The following is a 17,645-nucleotide window of genomic DNA, read 5'->3' as shown; positions in this document are numbered from 1 at the left end:
GTCCCGGCGCGATCCGCCTCAGCGGCCCTACCCGCCGACCTGCACCAGCCTCGCCTCGTACGCGAAGACCGCCGCCTGCGTCCGGTCGCGCAGGCCCAGTTTCACCAGGATGCGGCTCACATGGGTCTTGATCGTGGACTCGGCGACGACGAGGTGGTCGGCGATCTCCGCGTTCGACAGGCCCTGCGCGATCAGCACCAGGACCTCCGTCTCGCGCTCGGTGAGCTCCCCGATCTGCGCCATCGCCGGCGGGCGTGGAGACGCCGCCGCCGACTTGGCGAACTCGGTGATCAGCCGCTTGGTGACGGTCGGCGCGAGCAGCGCCTCGCCGGCCGCGACCACCCGGACGCCGTCGGCGAGCTGGCGGGCCGAGGCGTCCTTGAGGAGGAAGCCGGAGGCCCCGGCACGCAGCGCCTGGTACACGTACTCGTCCAGGTCGAAGGTGGTCAGGACGAGCACCTTCGCGTCGGCGTTCGCGGCGACGATCTCGCGGGTGGCGTCGATGCCGTTCAGCTCCGGCATGCGGATGTCCATCAGGACCACGTCGGGGCGGAGTGCGGCGACCTGGGCGACCGCCTCGCGGCCGTTGACCGCCTCGCCGACCACCTCGATGTCCGGCATGGCGCCGAGCAGCACCGAGAAGCCCTCGCGGACCATCATCTGGTCGTCGACGATCAGGACCCGGATCACTGGTCCGCCTCCTCACGGGCGACGGGGATGAAGGCCGCGACTTCGTAGCCGCCTTCGGCCGTCGCCTCGGCGGTCATCTCGCCGCCCAGCATGGCGACCCGCTCCCGCATGCCGGTGATGCCGTGCCCGGCGCCCGGCGAGGGCTTCACCAGGCCGCGCGCGGGACCGTTCACGATGCGCAGGCCGAGGCCGCCGAGGACGTACGACACCTCGACCCTGGCGCCGGCGCCGGGGGCGTGCCGCAGCACGTTCGACAGGGCCTCCTGCACGATCCGGTACGCCGAGAGCTCCACGCCCTGCGGCAGCTCCCGCACCGCGCCCGTCACGGCCTTGTCCACGTCGAGACCGGCCTCGCGGACGTTGGAGACCAGTCCTTCCAGGTCGGCGAGAGTGGGCTGCGGGGCGTCCGGGGCCTCGTAGTCCTCGGCCCGTACGACTCCGAGGACGCGGCGCAGCTCGGTGAGCGCGGCGACCGCGTTCTCCCGGATGGTGGCGAAGGCCTGCTCCAGCTCCGGCGGCGGGTTCTCCACCCGGTAGGGGGCGGCCTCGGCCTGGATGGCGACCACCGACATGTGGTGGGCGACGACGTCGTGCAGCTCGCGGGCGATGGTGGTCCGCTCCTCGAGCAGGGTGCGCTTCGAGCGTTCGACGGCGGTCACGGACTGCTGGACGCTGACCTCGCGGGCGGCCTCGCGGCGCACCTGGCGCATGGCCACGACCAGCAGGAACATCGCGGAGAAGAACAGCATCTGCGGCGCGTCCGAGCCGTAGCCGCCGAGGAGGACGGTGGCGAAGATGGCGTAGGTCGCGGTGAGCGCCCACATCCAGGCGGCGGTACGGGGGCGGGTGCGGGCGGCGACCACGGTGAGCACGACGAGGTGCGCGGCGAACGAGTTCGGCGCCCACGGCCAGCCGTCGCCGTAGCTGCCGGCGTACGCCAGGAACGGCGTGGTGGCCAGCGAGGCCCAGAACGCGAGGACCGGGCGGACGAGCGTGAGCAGCACGATCGCGGCCGGGACGCACGAGTACACGAGAACGATCGGGCCGAAGCGGTTGTGCACCTGCTCGTAGCCGAGGAAGAGGACCATCATCGCCAGGAAGGCGACGACGGCGTGCGGGAGCAGGCCCACGTGGACCCGTATCCGCTCCGGGAGGAAGCGGGTCGGGCCGCGGTCCGTGTCCATGCGGGGCATCGGACGGTAGGAGAAGGCGTCGAAGCCGAGGTCGGCGCGCAGACCGCCGAGCGCCTTCAGCGTCAGGCGGAGCTCGGGGCTGCGGCTCGATTCGGTGGTCTGGGTCGAAGTCACCCGTCCACGGTACGGGCGGGGCCGGGGTGGGGGCGTCCGGCTGGATGCGGATCCTGGTGGGTCCGCCTTGAGGACTACGCGGCCCGCCACGCCGTCCCGTGCGGGCGCGGCGGGGCCCCGCCGCCTCACCACGCCAGCTGGGCGATCTCCTCCGCCACCACCGCGCACGCGTCCGCGGCCGGGTCGATCAGGGGGAAGTGGCCGATGTCCTCCAGGAGGGTGAAGCCGACGGTCTCGCCGGCCTTCGCGGCGGCCTCCACGTAGGCCTCGGCGACGTCCGGCGGGACGACGATGTCCTCGCGGCCCTGCACGACTGTGGTCGCGATGCCGGTCGGGAGCAGCAGCGCCGGGTCCGCCATCGCCGCACGGGTGGCGAACTCCTTCTCGCCGCCCAGGAGTTCCGCCACCGCGCCGCCGCACACCCCCAGCTCCACCGCGCTGTCGAAGTGGGCGATCGGGGCCAGGGCCACCACCCCCCGCAGGGCCGGCGGGCCGGCCAGGCGCCAGGGGGAGCCCGCGGGCAGGACGTGGCGGGCGGCGGCCCACAGGGCCAGGTGACCGCCCGCCGAGTGGCCGGTCAGGACGATGCGGCGCGGGTCGGCCTGCGGCAGGTGCGCCGCGGCCAGGTCGGGTACGGCGTCCAGCGCCGCGGCCACGTCGTCGAAGGTCTCCGGCCAGCGGCCCGCCACCGGCGCGGCCCCGCCCTGCCGGGGGATGTCGCTGCCGCGCCGGTACTCGACGCTCGCCACCGCGAAGCCACGGCGTGCCAGGAAGTCCACGAAAGGGGTCAGGTGCTGCCGGTCGTACGGCGCCCGCCAGGCGCCGCCGTGCAGGGCGACGACGAGCGGCGCGCTGCTCCGTCCGTCGCGCGGGGCGTAGAAGTCGACCACCTGATCGGGGTGCGCACCGTACGCGGCGGAGGCGTCCGGGGCGACGGCCGGGTGCGAGAAGGCCGATGCTTCTTCGGCGGCGTCGCGCGCGGCGGGGTCCGGCATGCTGCTTCCAACCTCTCCTCAGACAGGGCCGATTGGCCTGACCTGCGGGGACGGTACCAGGCGTACGGCCACCGCAGATCAGGCGATCATCAGACCTATGCCGTCGGCGTGTCCGCGCCGGGCGTCGCCCCGCCGGCGGGAACCTCCGTGAGGACCTCCGCAAGCACCCGCGCCGCCCGCTCCGCGTCCGCGAAGGACACGTACAGCGGGGTGAAGCCGAAGCGCAGCACGTCCGGGCGGCGCAGGTCGCCCACCACGCCGCGCCGGATCAGCTCCGCCATGACCTCGGGCGCCTCGGCGCAGCGCAGTGCCACCTGGCTGCCGCGTTCGGCGTGCGCCTCGGGGGTCACCGACGCGACCCGGCCCTCGGGGGCGTAGGCCCGTACGCACTCCAGGAAGAAGTCGGTGAGGGCCAGGGACTTGGCCCGCACGTCCTCGATCCTTACCCCGTCCCACACGTCGAGCGCCGCTTCGAGGGCGAGCGTCGACAGGATGTCGGGAGTGCCGACCCGGCCCCGCAGCGCGCCGTCGGCGGCGGCGTAGCCGGGGGTCATGCCGAACGGGTCGCGGTGCGAGTTCCAGCCGGGCAGCGGCGAGTCGAAGGCCGCCTGGTGGCGCTCGGCGACGTACAGGTACGCGGGCGCGCCGGGACCGCCGTTGAGGTACTTGTACGTGCAGCCGACGGCCAGGTCGACGCCGTGGGCGTCCAGGCCCACCGGCAGCGCGCCGGCGCTGTGGCACAGGTCCCAGACGGCCAGGGCGCCCGCCTCGTGCAGCACGGCGGTGAGGCCGGGCAGGTCGTGGAGGCGGCCGGTGCGGAAGTCGACGTGGTTGACCAGGGCCAGCGCCGTACGGTCGGTCACCGCGCCGGGCAGCTCGGCGGGCGTGACCGGCACGATCCGGTGGCCCGTCATGCGCGCCGCCGACTCCGCGATGTACCCGTCCGTGGGAAAGGTCGTCGCGTCGACGAGGATCTCGTCCCTGCCGCCGTCCGCGAGGCGCGCGGCCGCGACGACCGCCTTGAAGACGTTCACGCTGGTCGAGTCGCCGACCACGATCTGTCCTTCGGCGGCGCCGACGAGCGGGGCGATCCGGTCGCCGATCCGCTCGGGCGCGGTCCACCAGCCGGACTCGTCCCAGGAGCGGATGCGCAGCTCGCCCCACTCGCGGGCGATGACGTCGGCCATCCGGCCGGGGACGTGGGCCGGGAGCGCGCCGAGCGAGTTGCCGTCGAGGTAGACGGTGTCGTCGAGGGCGAACTTCTCGCGGTGCTTGCCGAGTTCGTCCCCGGCGTCGAGCCTGGCCGCCCGCTGCGCGTACGTGTCAGACATGGCTGCGCGCCGTCCACAGCTCGGGGAACACGTTCTTCTGCGCCCGCTTCTCCAGCCAGGCCACGCCCGCCGAGCCGCCGGTGCCGGTCTTGGCGCCCATCGCGCGGCGGGTCGCCACCAGGTGGTCGTTGCGCCATCGCCAGACGAGCTCGGCGACATCACTCAACGCCTCGCCGAGGCGGACGAGTTCGGTGTTCTGGTCCGCGTCCGCGTAGATGCCGGCCCAGATCCGCTCGACCTCGGCGTTCGGCTCGTAGCGCAGCGCCAGGTCGCGGCCGAGGACCTCGGTGGGGACGGGCAGGCCGCGGCGGGCCAGCAGCCGCAGCGTCTCGTCGTACAGGCTGGGCTCCTGGAGCGCCTTCTCCAGCTCGGCGTGGACGCGCGGCGCGCCGCGGTGCGGCACCAGCATGGACGCCGACTTCTCGCCGAGCAGGAACTCCATGCGCCGGTACATCGCCGACTGGAAGCCGGAGCCCTCGCCGAGGGCGCTGCGGTAGGCGTTGAACTGGGCCGGGGTGAGCTGGGCGAGCGGCCGCCAGGAGTGGTTCAGGGCCTCGAGCTCGCGCACGGAGCGCTTGAGCGCGTCCATGGCGACCTGCAGCTTGTCCTCGCGCAGGGCCCGGCTCGCGGTCTCCCACTCGTGGACGATCACCGTGAACCACAGCTCCATGACCTGGGTGGTGACCAGGAAGACCATCTCGCCGGGGTCGTCGGAGCGCAGATGCTGCAGGTGGGTGAGAACGTCCGCCTGTACGTAGTCCTCGTACGGCGTCGTGCCCGCGAAGTCGAGGTTCGGCGCATCGGCGACCGAACCGGCTCCAGAGGCATCGGGGAAGGTGGACATCGCTGTCTCCTCGATACGTACTACCGGGTAGCGGTCCGCTCCTTCCGTTTGGCACGGGAGCCCCGGTCCCCTCGGGAGGCGGCTTCGTCGCGCGCCGTCCCAAGCGCATCATTACACGACCGGGCCCGTGATGTAGATGCCGTCTTCGTCATACGGATACGCATTCGATCTGCAGCCGTTCAGGCCCTTGATCTGTTGCATCATCACGGGCGCGAGCCTGCCCGGGCCGGGGCAGCCCATGTGCTGCCGGATGCCGATCTCGTGCCCGACCTCGTGGTTGATGATCAGGTGCCGGTATTCGGCGGGCCCGCCCGCGAAGGTCGGGGAGCCGAGCAGCCACCGCTTGAGGTTCACCACGACACCCGTGGTGGTCTCGCAGTTCAGCTCGCCGTGGGTGTTCATGCCGTTCGCCAGACAGAGCTGGTCGGCGGTGGCCGGCGTGGCGATCCGGATGACGAAGTCGGCGTTCTCGGAGACCAGTTGGAACCGGCCGCGACCGTGCGCCGCCCAGCCGCGCGGGTGCGCCAGTATCTTCTGGATCTCCTCGGCGGCCTCACGGGCGGAGATGTCGACGCCGTCCTCGACCTGCACGCGGTAGCGGCGCAGGGAGCCCCCGGAGCCGACGGCGTCGCCGGTGGACTGGGCGGTGGTGAAGGTGCCCGCGCCGGACTGGGGCACGGTGGTCTTCTTCGGGGCGGGCTTGGTCGTCTTCTTCGCCGTGGGCACCGGCTTCGGCTTCGGTTTCGGCGTGGGCGTCGGCTCCGGGCTCGGCGGGGCCGTCGTCGGGTCCGGCGATGCGACGGCCACGGGCGGCGGCGCGGCGGCGCTCTGGGTGCCGTTGAAGTGGGCGAGGGCGGCGCCTCCGCCCAGCGAGACCAGGACGAGCGCGAGCACCGGGAGCACGAGGCGCCCCGGGGACCGGCGTTTCTCCCGTCTGCGGCGACGGTTCTGCTGCGCGGCGCGTTTGCCCAAGACAGACTTCTCCCCCTGCGTGCGCCGGGGTGGGGAGAGGGGCGTGGGGGGCCTCTGCGCCGGCGGCTCGGTACAACGGTCCGGAGGATCGTACCGGCCGCTTCGAACGCCCTCGAACGCGTCGAGGACTCTGTCCGGATTTCCCCCCGCCCCGGGGACGGGGGGTTTCCCGGCGGCCACGGTGCGTGGCAGGGGGCCTTGGGCGGGCCCGGCCGAGCGTCGGCCGTACGTCAGCCGAGGGTGTCCGCGGCGGTCTGCGAGGAGTCGCGCAGGAAGGTCGAGCAGCGCTCGTACTCCTCCTTCTCGCCGATCTCGCCGGCCGCGCGGGCCAGCGCGTGCAGGGCGCGCAGGAAGCCGCGGTTCGGCTCGTGCTCCCACGGCACCGGGCCGTGGCCCTTCCAGCCGTTGCGGCGCAGGGCGTCGAGGCCCCGGTGGTAGCCGGTACGGGCGTACGCGTACGACTCGATCACGCGGCCGCCTTCGTACGCGTCGTCGGCGAGCTGCGCCCAGGCGAGCGAGGAGGTCGGGTACTTCGCGGCGACATCGGCCGGCGCGGCCCCGCTCGCGAGCAGCTCACGCGGCTCCGGGTCGTCGGGCAGGTGGGTGGGGGCCGGTCCCCCCAGCAGGTTCTCGTGGATGGCCATGGGGCCAGTCTGCCTCAGGGCGGGTCCGGTGCGGACCCGGCATGATCGGCGAGACACCCCTAAGCGGCGTCCGGCCGGGCGGGCCTGCGTTCGCCCGGGTCCAGGGGCGGCGAGGTGACCCCGCAGTGCACCCGGCACTCGGGGTGGCAGTCGGCGCGGGCCGGGGCGCGCATGGTCGACCAGGCCAGGATCGCGCCGGCCACCAGGACGCCCGCCAGGATCGGCATCGCCTGCCGGAACGCGTCGCCGAACTGGTCCGCCGAACGGTACGCCTCCGGGCCCATGCCCACGAGCAGCGGCAGCGCCGCCACCGCGATCAGGCCCGCCGCGCGGGCGGCCGCGTTGTTGATGCCGCTGGCCAGGCCCGCCCGGGACACGGGCACCGAACCGAGCACGGTCGCCGTCAGCGGGGCGACCAGCGTGGTCATGCCGAGCCCGAGCACCAGCAGCGCGGGCAGCACGTCCGCCACGTAGGAGGGGTTCTCCCCCACCCGCAGCATCAGCAGCATGCCCCCGGCGCACAGCAGCGGCCCCACCGTGAGCGGCAGCCGCGGCCCGGTCTTCTCGCCGAGCTCGCCCGCCTTCGCCGAGAACAGCAGCATCAGGGCCGTCGTCGGCAGCAGGGCCGCACCCGCGGCGAGCGCCGAATAGCCGGACACCACCTGGAGCTGGAGGGCGGCCAGGAAGAAGAAACCGCCGAACGCCGCGTACACGCACAGCGTCACCAGGTTGACCGCGGTGAAGAGCCTCGAGGCGAATATCGAGGGCGGCACCATCGCGTCCTCGCCGCGCCGCCGCTCCACCAGCGCGAACCCGGCGCCGATCACCCCACCGACCACGCCCGCCCACCACACCTGGGCGATCAGCGCGTACGTCACGAGGGCGAGCGCCGCGGCCCCGAGCACCGCGCCGAGGACGTCGAACCGGCCGTGCGCCGTCTCGTCCCGGGACTCGGGCACGTGCCGCAGCGCCACCGGCACGCAGATCATGGCCAGCGGCACGTTCAGCAGGAACACCCAGCGCCAGCCGGGGCCGTCCACCAGATAGCCGCCCACGAACGGCCCGACCGCCGCCCCCACCCCGCCGAACCCGGACCACAGGCCGACCGCCCTGGCCCGGTCGTCCGGGTGGAAGGTGGCCTGGATCAGCGCGAGCGAGCCTGGGGTGAGCAGCGCCCCGCCCACGCCCTGCAGGGCCCGCGCGCCGATCAGCACGGCCGCGTTCGGGGCGAGCCCGCAGAGCAGCGAGGCGGCCGCGAACCACACCACGCCGATCACGAACACCCGCCGCCGCCCGTACCGGTCGCCGAGCGATCCGCCGAGCAGGATCAGCCCGGCGAGGGTGACCATGTAGGCGTTGACGGTCCACTGCAGGTCGGCGAGATCGGCGCCCAGGTCCTCGCCGATGTGGGGCAGCGCGACATTGACGACGGTGGAGTCGAGCAGGGCCATGGCCGAGCCGAGGACGGTCGTGAGCACGATCCACCGGCCCGTCCCCGAGGCGAGCCGGATACCCGCGCTCGCCGCTGCTCCCGCCGCTTCCGCCATGCCTGCATGGTCCCCCGAACCGGTCGGCCTCGCAGCCGCGCCGGTCAGCCGCGCAGCCGCGCAGCCGCCCGTACCAGCGCGTCCACGCCCCGCTCGGCCTTGGCCCGCGGGCAGCCCACGTTGAGCCGGACGAAGCCGGGGGTGCCGTAGACCCCGCCGGGCATGATCGCGACCCGCTCGGCCGTCACCAGCTCCTCCTGGAGGGCGGTCTCGTCGATGCCCAGCGGGCGCAGGTCGATCCAGGCCAGGTACCCGGCCTGCGGCGGCGACCAGACGACCCCCGGCAGGCCCTCGGCGAGCCGCTCCCCGACCAGGCGCATGGTGCCGGCGACATAGCCGCGCAGCGCGTCCAGCCACGGCGCGCCGTGCTGGTAGGCGGCGATGTGGGCGGTCAGCGACAGCACCGCGGGGGAGGCCAGGCCCTCGCCGGTCTCCATGCGGCGGACGAAGGCGACCCGTTCGTCCGGATCGCCGAGGAAGCCGTACGAGCCGGAGAGCGCGGGAAAGTTGAAGGCCTTGGTCCCGGAGGTGACCAGCGCCCAGCGCCGGCCGCGCCCCGGCTCGGCGACCGCCGACCACGGCACATGGCGGTGGCCTTCGGTGGTCAGGTCGGCGTGGATCTCGTCGCTGACGACGGCCGCGCCGTGCTCCTCGGCGAGCCGGGCGAACTCCTTCAGCTCGTCCTCCCGCCACACCCGGCCGGTCGGGTTGTGCGGGGAGCAGAGCAGCAGCATCCGGCTGTCGGGCCGGGCCAGCTCACGCTCCAGGGCCTTCATGTCGCCGACCGGTACGCCGCGCAGCTCGCGGCCGAGTCCGGTGACCGCCTTGCGGAAGCCGTCGTAGGTGGGGGTGTGGACGACGATCCCGTCGCCGGGCTCGGTCCACATCTTCAGCAGCTGGGAGAGCTGGTTGAGCACGGAGGGCGCGTACACCATCGTGTCCGGGTCGACGGCGGTGCCGTAACGGCTCGCGTACCAGTCCCGTACGGCCTCCCGGAACCCGCCGAGCCGCCAGTCGGTGTAGCCGAACACGCCGTGGTCGACGCGGTCGCGCAGGGCGTCCAGGACGGCCGGCGGGGAGGCGAAGTCCATGTCGGAGATGGTGAAGGGCAGCAGGTCGGACACGCCGAAGCGGTCCGCTATGCCGTCCCACTGCACGGACCAGGTGCCGCGCCGGTCTATCGCGCGGTCGAAGTCGAACGCCACAGCTCATGCCCTCCGGATACGACGACGGGTCCGGCACCACTCTCGTGGCGCCGGACCCGTTCGCACAACAGCGCTTGCTTCCGCGGCCGCGTGCTTCGGCAGCAGCGCTTACTTCAGCCGGGTGCCGGCCGAGCGCAGCGCGACGCACGCCTCGGAGACGCGCTTGGCCATGCCGGCCTCGGCGAGCTTGCCCCAGGTGCGCGGGTCGTAGGTGGACTTCTTGCCGACCTCGCCGTCGACCTTCAGGACACCGTCGTAGTTCTTGAACATGTGGTCCGCCACCGGACGCGTGAAGGCGTACTGGGTGTCGGTGTCCAGGTTCATCTTCACCACGCCGTTCTCGATGGCGGTGGCGATCTCCTCGGCGGAGGAGCCGGAGCCGCCGTGGAAGACGAAGTCGAACGGGGACGCCTTGCCGAACTTCTCGGAGACACCCGCCTGGAGGTCCTTGAGCAGCTCGGGGCGGAGCACGACGTTGCCCGGCTTGTAGACGCCGTGGACGTTGCCGAAGGAGGCGGCCAGCAGGTAGCGGCCCTTCTCGCCCAGGCCCAGGGCCTCGGCGGTGCGGATCGCGTCGTCGACGGAGGTGTACAGCTCGTCGTTGATCTCGTGGGTGACGCCGTCCTCCTCGCCACCGGTCGGGGTGATCTCGACCTCGAGGATGATCCGGGCGGCGGCGGCCTTCGCGAGCAGCTCCTGGCCGATGGCCAGGTTGTCGGCGAGGGTCTCGGCGGAGCCGTCCCACATGTGCGACTGGAAGAGCGGGTTCTCGCCGCGGGCCACGCGCTCGGCGGAGATGTCGATCAGCGGGCGGACGTAGCCGTCCAGCTTGTCCTTCGGGCAGTGGTCGGTGTGCAGCGCGACCGTGATGTCGTACTTCGCGGCGACGATGTGCGCGAACTCGGCCAGGGCTACGGCGCCGGTGACCATGTCCTTGTTGTGCTGGCCGCCCAGGAACTCGGCGCCACCGGTCGAGATCTGGATGATGCCGTCGCTCTCGGCCTCCGCGAAGCCGCGCAGCGCGGCGTGGAGGGTCTGGGACGAGGTCACGTTGATGGCCGGGTAGGCGAACTTGCCTGCCTTCGCCCGGTCGAGCATCTCGTTGTAGACCTCGGGGGTTGCGATGGGCATTCGTCCGCTCCTTGTGATGTGCGGGTGTGTGCGTTGCTAGGCCCTGACCTGGGGGCGACGTCATCGTCGCCGCCCATCTTTCCAGACTCCTGTGCGAGGTCCCACGGGCCGTGCACGCAAAAGGCGGGGTGTTTCACGTGAAACACCCCGCCTTTACTCAAACACGCAGGTCAGGACCATTCCGCGAAGGGGTCCGGGACCTAAGTCACGACTTGGCGGCGGTTACGCCAGGTCAAGATCCGACAGCTGGTAGCCGGTGAGGTAGGTCAGCCCCGCCCCGGCGATCGCGTCGGCCGCACCGCGGTCGACGATCGTCGCGACGGCGACGACCTCGCCGCCCGCCTCGCGGACCGCCTCCACGGCGGTCAGCGGCGAGCCGCCCGTGGTGGAGGTGTCCTCGACCACCAGGCAGCGGCGCCCCTTGACGTCGGCGCCCTCGATGCGGCGCTGCATGCCGTGCGCCTTCTGCGCCTTGCGCACGACGAAGGCGTCCAGGCGCTCACCGCGCGCGGCGGAGGCGTGCAGCATCGAGGTCGCGACCGGGTCGGCGCCCAGCGTCAGACCGCCCACGCAGTCGAAGTCCAGGTCCTTGGTCAGGTCCAGCATCACCTGACCGACCAGCGGCGCGGCCTCGCCGTCCAGCGTGATCCGGCGCAGGTCGATGTAGTAGTCGGCCTCAAGACCCGAGGAGAGGGTCACCTTGCCGTGCACCACGGCCTTGTCCTTGATCTGCTGGAGCAGCTCAGCGCGTACGTCAGTCATGTCCACGAGCTTAAAGGCGCCGCCAGCTCCAGGTGGTCGCGACCTCCAGCGGGTCGATCTCGGTGACCAGGCGCGGCAGGGTGTTGAGACCGTTCGGCGGGCCGGACTGCGGCTCGACGCAGACGGCGTCCGCCGGCTCGTCGTAGATCACGACCCACTCGGCCCGGCTCGTGACCCTCAGCTCCAGCTGCCCGGGCCAGGTCAGAGTGACGTCGACGCCGTCGGGCATGCCGAAGCAGTCGTCCCAGGGGCGCGGGGTGGGGTCGATCCGGCGGCCGGTGGGCAGGTGGTTCTCGCCGCGCTCCTCCTGCCAGCCGGGCGTGAAGCCGAGCTCGACGTCCTGACCGCCGAGGTTGCGGTGGAACCAGGGGTGCCAGCCGGCCTGCGCGGGGAAGGAGGCCCCGGCGGTCTCGATGCCGAGCTGGAGGGTGAGGGAGTCCTCGGCCAGCTCGAAGACCTGGGTGACCTTCCCCGCGTACGGCCAGGGGTCGGCCAGCTCGGTGGTGAAGGCGGCGGTCGTCTCGGTGACCTGGGCGGACTTCCACGGGACGGCACGGACGGTGCCGTGCAGGGCGTGCGGCGCGGCGTGCTCGCTGACGGGGAGCTGGTGGACGGTGCCGCCGTTGCGGAAGCGGCCGTTCTCGGTGCGGCCCGCCCACGGCGCCATCACGAAGCACCCGTGATGCGCTCCCTGGAGCAGCAGTTCGGTGCCTCCGATGCGCAGCCCGGCGATGCGGCAGCCGTGCTCCGGGTCGATGGTCAACTCGGCGTCGCCGGCCGTCAGTCGCGTCAGATTGCTCACGGCACGACCTTAGACGGCCGGGGGGCACCCTTTCAGCGCGTCCTGGCGCCCTTTCAGCGGCGACGGCGCAGGGCCCGGCCGACGACGACCGCGGAGGCGATCGCGAGGGCGGCGGCGGGGGCGATCCAGCGCAGCGTCGCGGAGGCACCCGAAGCCTCGGGGGCCGGGACGGGGGCGTACCGGCCGCGCGGCGGGGCGTGGTCGACCTCCTCCGCGCTGCGCCCGATCATGGTCCGCCGGGCGTGGGCCGCCTCGGCGGCGGGCGGCCGGGCGCCGAGCTCGTCGTCCACGGTGTCGTCGGCGAGCGGGTCGAGGGACGGGGGCGGGACGGGGGTGTCGAACACCGACGCACGGCCGGGCTCCTCGACCCCGTCGTCGACGCCGTCGTCGTCGCTGTCGGCCTCCGCCTCGGCGTCCTGCTCGTCGTCGCGCTCGTCGTCGCGCTCGGCGTCCTGGTCGACATCCCGCCCGGGGTCCTGCTGGGCCTCACGCCGGGCGTCCCGCTCCGCGTCCGCGAGGGCCCGCGACTCGGCCGCCATCTCCGCCTCGACGTCCGCGACGGCGGCCAGCGCCTCCGCGAACCGGTCGAGCAGCCGGGCGCCCGCCGCGCCACGCGCCTCGGGATCGGCGTCCGCGAGCCGGCCGCCCGCCGTCACCCGGCCGGTGAAGGAGAGCGTGGTGCCCTCGGCCACCGGAGTGAGGGCGAGTGTCAGCGCGAGGGCCGCCGTGCCCTTGCCGCGCACCTCGCTGCCCTCGCCCTCGACGGCGAAGGCCCCGTCGCGCTCGGTGCAGCGCAGCACTCCGCGGTACGTGATGGTGTTGCCGCCGACCCGGATCCTGAGCCGCCCGGCGAGGGGCCCCGCTCCCGTGTCGGCGTCCTGCTGGAGTCCGGGGACGCAGCGCGCCACCCGGGCCGGGTCCGTCAGCGTGGCGCGCAGGACCTCGGCCGGGACAGGGACGAACACCTCATGCTCCATGGGAGCCGAGCCTACTCAGGCCCGGCCCGCGCGTCGCCTGATTGCGGGGCTCCCGGAGCTCAGTAGCGCGGGTGGACCAGTGTCGAAGGGGGGAGTCCGGCCGCGTGGCGGGTGCGTTCCATGCGGCTTTCCGCGCCGGTCAGGGTGCCGGGGGTGAGCGAGCGCAGGCTGGGGGCTGCCGGGGCGAGGCCGAGGGCGGGCCGGCGGGGGCCCGGGGCGGCGAGCAGGAAACCCCACTCGCCCGCGCCCGGCGCCGGCGCCCCCGAGGCGCGGTCCGCCCGGTCCGGGCCGGCCGCGAAGCTGGAGCCGCGGCCGCTCGCGCCGTAGGGGCGGGTGGCGAATCCGGCCGCGCGCAGGGTCGCGTCGACCGTCCAGTACGTACGGGGGCGGGCGCTCGCCGATCCCGCGTGGACGACGAGCCGACCGCCGTCCGTAAGGGCGCCGGCGGCGAGTCCGTAGAACTCCTCCGAGTAGAGCTTGGCGCTGGGGGTGATGCCGGGGTCGGGCAGGTCGGAGATCACCACGTCGTACCGTTCCTGCACGGGCCGCGTGCCGCGCAGCCAGCCGAAGGCGTCCCCGTAGACGACGTCCACGCGCGGGTCCCGGAAGGCGTTCCCGTTGAGCGCGGCGAGCCCGGGATCGGTGCGCACCAGGCGGACGACGCCGGGGTCGACCTCGACGACGGTGACCGCGCGGACGTCGGGGTAGCGCAGCACCTCGCGGGCGGCGAGGCCGTCGCCGCCGCCGAGGATCAGCACCCGCGCGTGCGGCCCGTTCATCGCGGGGTGCACGAGGGCCTCGTGGTAGCGGTACTCGTCCTGGCCGCCGACCCGCAGCCGCCCGTTCAGGAACAGGTCGGGCGGCCCGCCGCGCTCCCCCGTGACCACCACCTCCTGGAGCCCGGTCTGTACGGCGACCCGCACGTCGTCGCCGTACACCGCCCGGCGCGCGGCCTGCTCGAAGTCGTCGACGAGGACGGTCGCGGTGGCGAGGACGGCGAGCACGGAGAGGTTGGCACCGACGAGCAGCACGCGCGAACGGACCGTCAGATCACGGCGGAACAGCCAGAGCACGAGCCCGCCGCCGGCGACGGCGTTGACCGCGCCGGTGACGAGCGCGCCGGTGAGCTGACCGAGCCAGGGCAGCAGCAGGAACGGGAAGGCGAGCCCGCCGACGAGCGCGCCCACGTAGTCGGCGGCGAAGAGGTCGGCGACCGTCCCCGCCGCGTCGTGCTGCTCCCGCCGCAGCCCCCCGCCACTCGCGGCCGGACGCCCCGGCTCGGCACCGCGCCCCGGCTCGGCACCGCGCCCCGAATCGGCACCGCGCCCCGAATCCGCCGAACGCACCGACTCGGGAGAACGCACCGACTCGGGAGAACGCATCGACTCCGCCCGCTGGATCAGTGACATCAGCAGCGGGATCTCCGCCCCGATCAGCACCCCGATCGCCAGCGAGAACGCCACCAGGACGTACCGGGACTCGCCCAGCCAGGCGAAGGCCGCGTACAGGACCATCGCCGAGCAGCCGCCGATCAGCGCGAGGCCGCCCTCGACCAGGCCGAAGCCCACCGCGGCACGGCAGCGCAGCCGCTTGGCGAGCAGCGAGCCGAGGCCCATCGCGAAGACCATGACGGACAGCACGACGGAGGCCTGGGTGACCGAGTCGCCGATCAAGTACGAGGCGAGCGCGACCAGTTCCAGCTCGTAGACGAGCCCACAGGCGGCGCAGACGAACACCACCGCGAGCACCGGATACCGCACCGCGCCCGGCCGCTCTGGCAGCCGCACCGCCCGCTTGGGTGGCAGGGGCATGGTCACGGGCGGGTCGATCATGCCCGTAACGCTACGTCACGCGCCAGTCGCCGCCTGTCACCCACACGAGTGCACCTGAGGCATTGGGACGGCGCGTCAGAGTGCGACGGGCATACGGGCTCCGATCCGGGTCCTGGTCACCACCAACTGCCCTTCCTGCGGGTAGGCGTGCCAGGTACGCCACCGCACCTGGCCCTCGTGGCGCTGCGCCAGCATCGCCGTGAAGGCGTGCGGCGAGCCGGGGAAGGTCCCGGCGAGGCCGTGGGGATGGTCGGCGACGAGTGCGAGCAGCTCCTGCGCGCGGCCGGCGAACGAGCCCTGGGTGAGGGTCTCGACGCGGGCCGCGAACTCGTACTCCCACTCGCCCACCCGCTTGGACACGCCCAGCGGCAGCGGCGTACTGCTGCCGGGCATGCAGGCGACGGTCTCGGAACAGCTGCGGTCCTCCTCCTCGAGGAGCACCTGGTGGGAGGCGCCGAGCAGCCGCAACTGCAGCTTGGCCCCGGCGAGTTCGAGATCGAGCACGGCGAGCGCGGGCAGCGGGTCGCGCCCCAGCGCCCAGGCCAGGTCGGCCGCACGCGTGTCGGTGTAGGAGGTCTTCAGGGTCGTGAGCATGGGTCGGCTCCGCAAACACGGTTTGACGGGTGGGCCGGGGGCGTCCCGGACAGGTGTTCTCGACCGGGAGTGGGGATCGCCGGCTCGGGTCCACACACGGTCCGAGGGCTGGATGTTCTCAACAGCGAGGGAATCATGAACCGCAGCCGGCTCACAGCGTTTTTACCCAACTTGACGTGGTTTCCATCCCCTCGGGGGCCCCACGGTTCAACTGTTCAGTCGGAATCGATAGCGTGGTTCCCACAATCGCCAACGGAAAGGTGCCCGGCGGCCGTTGTACGCCCCCGCCGGGCACCGCGCGGTCCGGCGGAGCCGACGGCCCCGTGTCAGTCGCCTCCGCCGTAGGCCTCTGCCGTCGGCCTCTGCTGTCGGTCTCTGCTGTCGGTCACTACCGTCGGTCACTGCCGTCGGTCACTGCCGTCGACCTATGCCGTCGGCCTATGCCGTCGGCCGTCCCGTCAGTCGCCTCCGCCGCCGCCACCGCAGCCGCCACCACCACCGCACGAGGAGCCGCACGAGGACGAGCCGCAGCCGCCACCGCCGTCACCGCCGCTCGACCACCCGCCGCGGCGGCGGCGACGCCGACGGCGGGAGCCGCCCGAGGCCGACGAGAAGCCGATGACCACAAGGGCGAAGAACGCGATGATCAGAAACGCTTCCATGGGAATCCCCCGATTTCCTGCGGGGCCCTTTCACTCGCGGGCCCTTCGTGACAGGGGGATGCCCGCCCCGAACCGGGCCCAAAGCGCACTTGAGCAAATCCAGAGCTTCGCCCCAGGATGACGGTCATGAAACGACCGCTGCTCAATCGACGGCTCGCGGAGTTCGGCACCACGATCTTCGCCGAGATGTCCGCACTCGCCACCCGGACCGGTTCGATCAACCTGGGTCAGGGCTTCCCCGACACCGACGGCCCCGACGAGATCCGCGAGGCCGCCGTCCGGGCCCTGCGCGAGGGGCACGGCAACCAGTACCCGCCCGGCCCCGGCATCCCCGAGCTGCGCACGGCCGTCGCCGAGCACCAGCAGCGGCGCTACGGCCTCGCGTACGACCCCGACACCGAGGTCCTGGTCACCGCCGGGGCCACCGAGGCCATCGCCGCCGCGCTGCTCGCCCTGGTCGAGCCGGGCGACGAGGTCATCGCCCTGGAGCCGTACTACGACTCGTACGCCGCCTGCATCGCCATGGCCGGCGGCACCCGCGTCCCGGTCACCCTCCGCCCGCACGACGGCGCCTTCGCGCTCGACCTGGACGAGCTGCGGGCCGCGGTCACCGGGCGGACCCGGCTGATCCTGCTCAACACCCCGCACAACCCCACCGGTACCGTCCTCACCCCCGCCGAGCTGACCGCGATCGCCGAGCTCGCCCAGGAGCGCGACCTGCTCGTCGTCACCGACGAGGTGTACGAGCACCTGGTGTACGACGACGCCGTCCACGTGCCGCTCGCGAGCCTGCCCGGCATGCGGGAGCGCACCGTCACCATCGGCTCCGCCGGCAAGACGTACTCCTTCACCGGCTGGAAGGTCGGCTGGGCTACCGGCACACGGGAACTCGTGACCGCTGTCCGAACCGCCAAGCAGTACCTGACCTACGTCAGCGCAGGCCCGTTCCAGAGCGCGATCGCCGAGGCGCTGCGCCTGCCGGACGCGTACTACGACGGCCTCCGCGCCGACCTGCAACGCAAGCGCGACCTGCTCGGCGACGGACTGCGCGCCGCCGGGTTCGAGGTCTACCAGCCCCGGGGCACCTACTTCATCACCACCGACATCACCCCCTTCGGCGAGAAGGACGCCCACGCCTTCTGCCGCACCCTCCCCGAACGCTGCGGGGTCGTCGCCATCCCCAACTCCGTCTTCTACGACGACCCCGACGCCGGCCGCACCCAGGTCCGCTTCGCCTTCTGCAAGCGGACGGTTGTTTTGCAGGAGGCGGTTGAGCGCCTCGGTCGGCTGGCCCGCTGAGAGCGGGCCGGATGGACATGCGGGCATGGGCCCGGTCTTCCAGCCAGGCCT

General features: G+C 73.1%; 17 protein-coding genes. 1 reads left to right on the top strand and 16 read right to left on the bottom strand.

Annotation, left to right across the window (positions count from 1 at the left end):
* Positions 1-27 precede the first annotated feature (27 nt).
* The 16 genes from ACIGEZ_RS07595 to ACIGEZ_RS07520 all read right to left on the bottom strand — a co-directional run bounded on the left by ACIGEZ_RS07595 (position 28) and on the right by ACIGEZ_RS07520 (position 16,295).
* Complete coding sequence (locus ACIGEZ_RS07595) at positions 28-690, bottom strand: response regulator (protein WP_399827042.1); 663 nt, start codon at positions 688-690, stop codon at positions 28-30.
* Positions 687-1,997 (bottom strand): sensor histidine kinase, encoded by a 1,311-nt coding sequence (locus ACIGEZ_RS07590; RefSeq protein WP_399827040.1) that lies wholly within the window; start codon positions 1,995-1,997, stop codon positions 687-689. Before ACIGEZ_RS07590 ends, ACIGEZ_RS07595 begins: the two co-directional genes overlap by 4 nt.
* A 125-nt stretch (positions 1,998-2,122) precedes the next feature.
* Positions 2,123-2,992, bottom strand: a complete 870-nt coding sequence (locus ACIGEZ_RS07585) for an alpha/beta hydrolase (protein ID WP_399827037.1) — start codon at positions 2,990-2,992, stop codon at positions 2,123-2,125.
* 95 nt (positions 2,993-3,087) lie between these two features.
* Positions 3,088-4,323 carry a kynureninase gene (gene kynU, locus ACIGEZ_RS07580; protein ID WP_399827034.1) on the bottom strand — a complete coding sequence of 412 codons (1,236 nt, stop codon included), beginning with the start codon at positions 4,321-4,323 and terminating at the stop codon, positions 3,088-3,090.
* Positions 4,316-5,167, bottom strand: coding sequence for a tryptophan 2,3-dioxygenase family protein (locus tag ACIGEZ_RS07575; protein WP_399827032.1), 852 nt, complete (start codon positions 5,165-5,167; stop codon positions 4,316-4,318). Before ACIGEZ_RS07575 ends, kynU begins: the two co-directional genes overlap by 8 nt.
* 111 nt (positions 5,168-5,278) lie before the next feature.
* Entirely contained in the window at positions 5,279-6,139 is an 861-nt protein-coding gene (locus ACIGEZ_RS07570) for a DUF3152 domain-containing protein (protein WP_399827030.1), read from the bottom strand.
* Positions 6,140-6,369: 230 nt separating this feature from the next.
* Positions 6,370-6,783 carry a DUF3151 domain-containing protein gene (locus tag ACIGEZ_RS07565; protein WP_399827028.1) on the bottom strand — a complete coding sequence of 138 codons (414 nt, stop codon included), beginning with the start codon at positions 6,781-6,783 and terminating at the stop codon, positions 6,370-6,372.
* Between the two features lie 59 nt (positions 6,784-6,842).
* Positions 6,843-8,330 carry an MFS transporter gene (locus ACIGEZ_RS07560; RefSeq protein ID WP_399827026.1) on the bottom strand — a complete coding sequence of 496 codons (1,488 nt, stop codon included), beginning with the start codon at positions 8,328-8,330 and terminating at the stop codon, positions 6,843-6,845.
* Between the two features lie 44 nt (positions 8,331-8,374).
* Positions 8,375-9,535 carry a MalY/PatB family protein gene (locus ACIGEZ_RS07555; RefSeq protein WP_399827023.1) on the bottom strand — a complete coding sequence of 387 codons (1,161 nt, stop codon included), beginning with the start codon at positions 9,533-9,535 and terminating at the stop codon, positions 8,375-8,377.
* 108 nt (positions 9,536-9,643) lie between these two features.
* Entirely contained in the window at positions 9,644-10,666 is a 1,023-nt protein-coding gene (gene fbaA / locus ACIGEZ_RS07550) for a class II fructose-bisphosphate aldolase (protein WP_399827020.1), read from the bottom strand.
* A gap of 222 nt (positions 10,667-10,888) precedes the next feature.
* Complete coding sequence (pyrE, locus tag ACIGEZ_RS07545) at positions 10,889-11,428, bottom strand: orotate phosphoribosyltransferase (RefSeq protein ID WP_399827018.1); 540 nt, start codon at positions 11,426-11,428, stop codon at positions 10,889-10,891.
* 10 nt (positions 11,429-11,438) lie between these two features.
* Complete coding sequence (locus ACIGEZ_RS07540; protein WP_399827016.1) at positions 11,439-12,230, bottom strand: aldose 1-epimerase; 792 nt, start codon at positions 12,228-12,230, stop codon at positions 11,439-11,441.
* 53 nt (positions 12,231-12,283) lie between these two features.
* Positions 12,284-13,207 (bottom strand): SRPBCC family protein, encoded by a 924-nt coding sequence (locus ACIGEZ_RS07535; RefSeq protein ID WP_399827014.1) that lies wholly within the window; start codon positions 13,205-13,207, stop codon positions 12,284-12,286.
* 59 nt (positions 13,208-13,266) lie between these two features.
* The gene (locus ACIGEZ_RS07530) at positions 13,267-15,039 is read right to left on the bottom strand and encodes a spermidine synthase (RefSeq protein WP_399827011.1); all 1,773 of its coding nucleotides are present in this window, start codon (positions 15,037-15,039) and stop codon (positions 13,267-13,269) included.
* Positions 15,040-15,114: 75 nt separating this feature from the next.
* Positions 15,115-15,633: a DUF2617 family protein gene (locus ACIGEZ_RS07525; protein ID WP_399827008.1), complete on the bottom strand. Its 519-nt coding sequence runs from the start codon at positions 15,631-15,633 to the stop codon at positions 15,115-15,117.
* Between the two features lie 458 nt (positions 15,634-16,091).
* Positions 16,092-16,295, bottom strand: coding sequence for a hypothetical protein (locus ACIGEZ_RS07520; protein ID WP_399827006.1), 204 nt, complete (start codon positions 16,293-16,295; stop codon positions 16,092-16,094).
* A gap of 117 nt (positions 16,296-16,412) precedes the next feature.
* On the opposite strand from ACIGEZ_RS07520, the gene ACIGEZ_RS07515 reads away from it, so the two are divergent.
* Positions 16,413-17,594 carry a pyridoxal phosphate-dependent aminotransferase gene (locus ACIGEZ_RS07515; RefSeq protein WP_399827004.1) on the top strand — a complete coding sequence of 394 codons (1,182 nt, stop codon included), beginning with the start codon at positions 16,413-16,415 and terminating at the stop codon, positions 17,592-17,594.
* Positions 17,595-17,645 lie beyond the last annotated feature (51 nt).

Origin of the sequence: Streptomyces sp. NPDC085481, assembly GCF_044541845.1 — a bacterium.
Lineage (GTDB): Bacteria > Actinomycetota > Actinomycetes > Streptomycetales > Streptomycetaceae > Streptomyces.
Note: the sequence above shows the minus strand (reverse complement) of the source record. Positions and strands in the feature narration are given on the sequence as shown.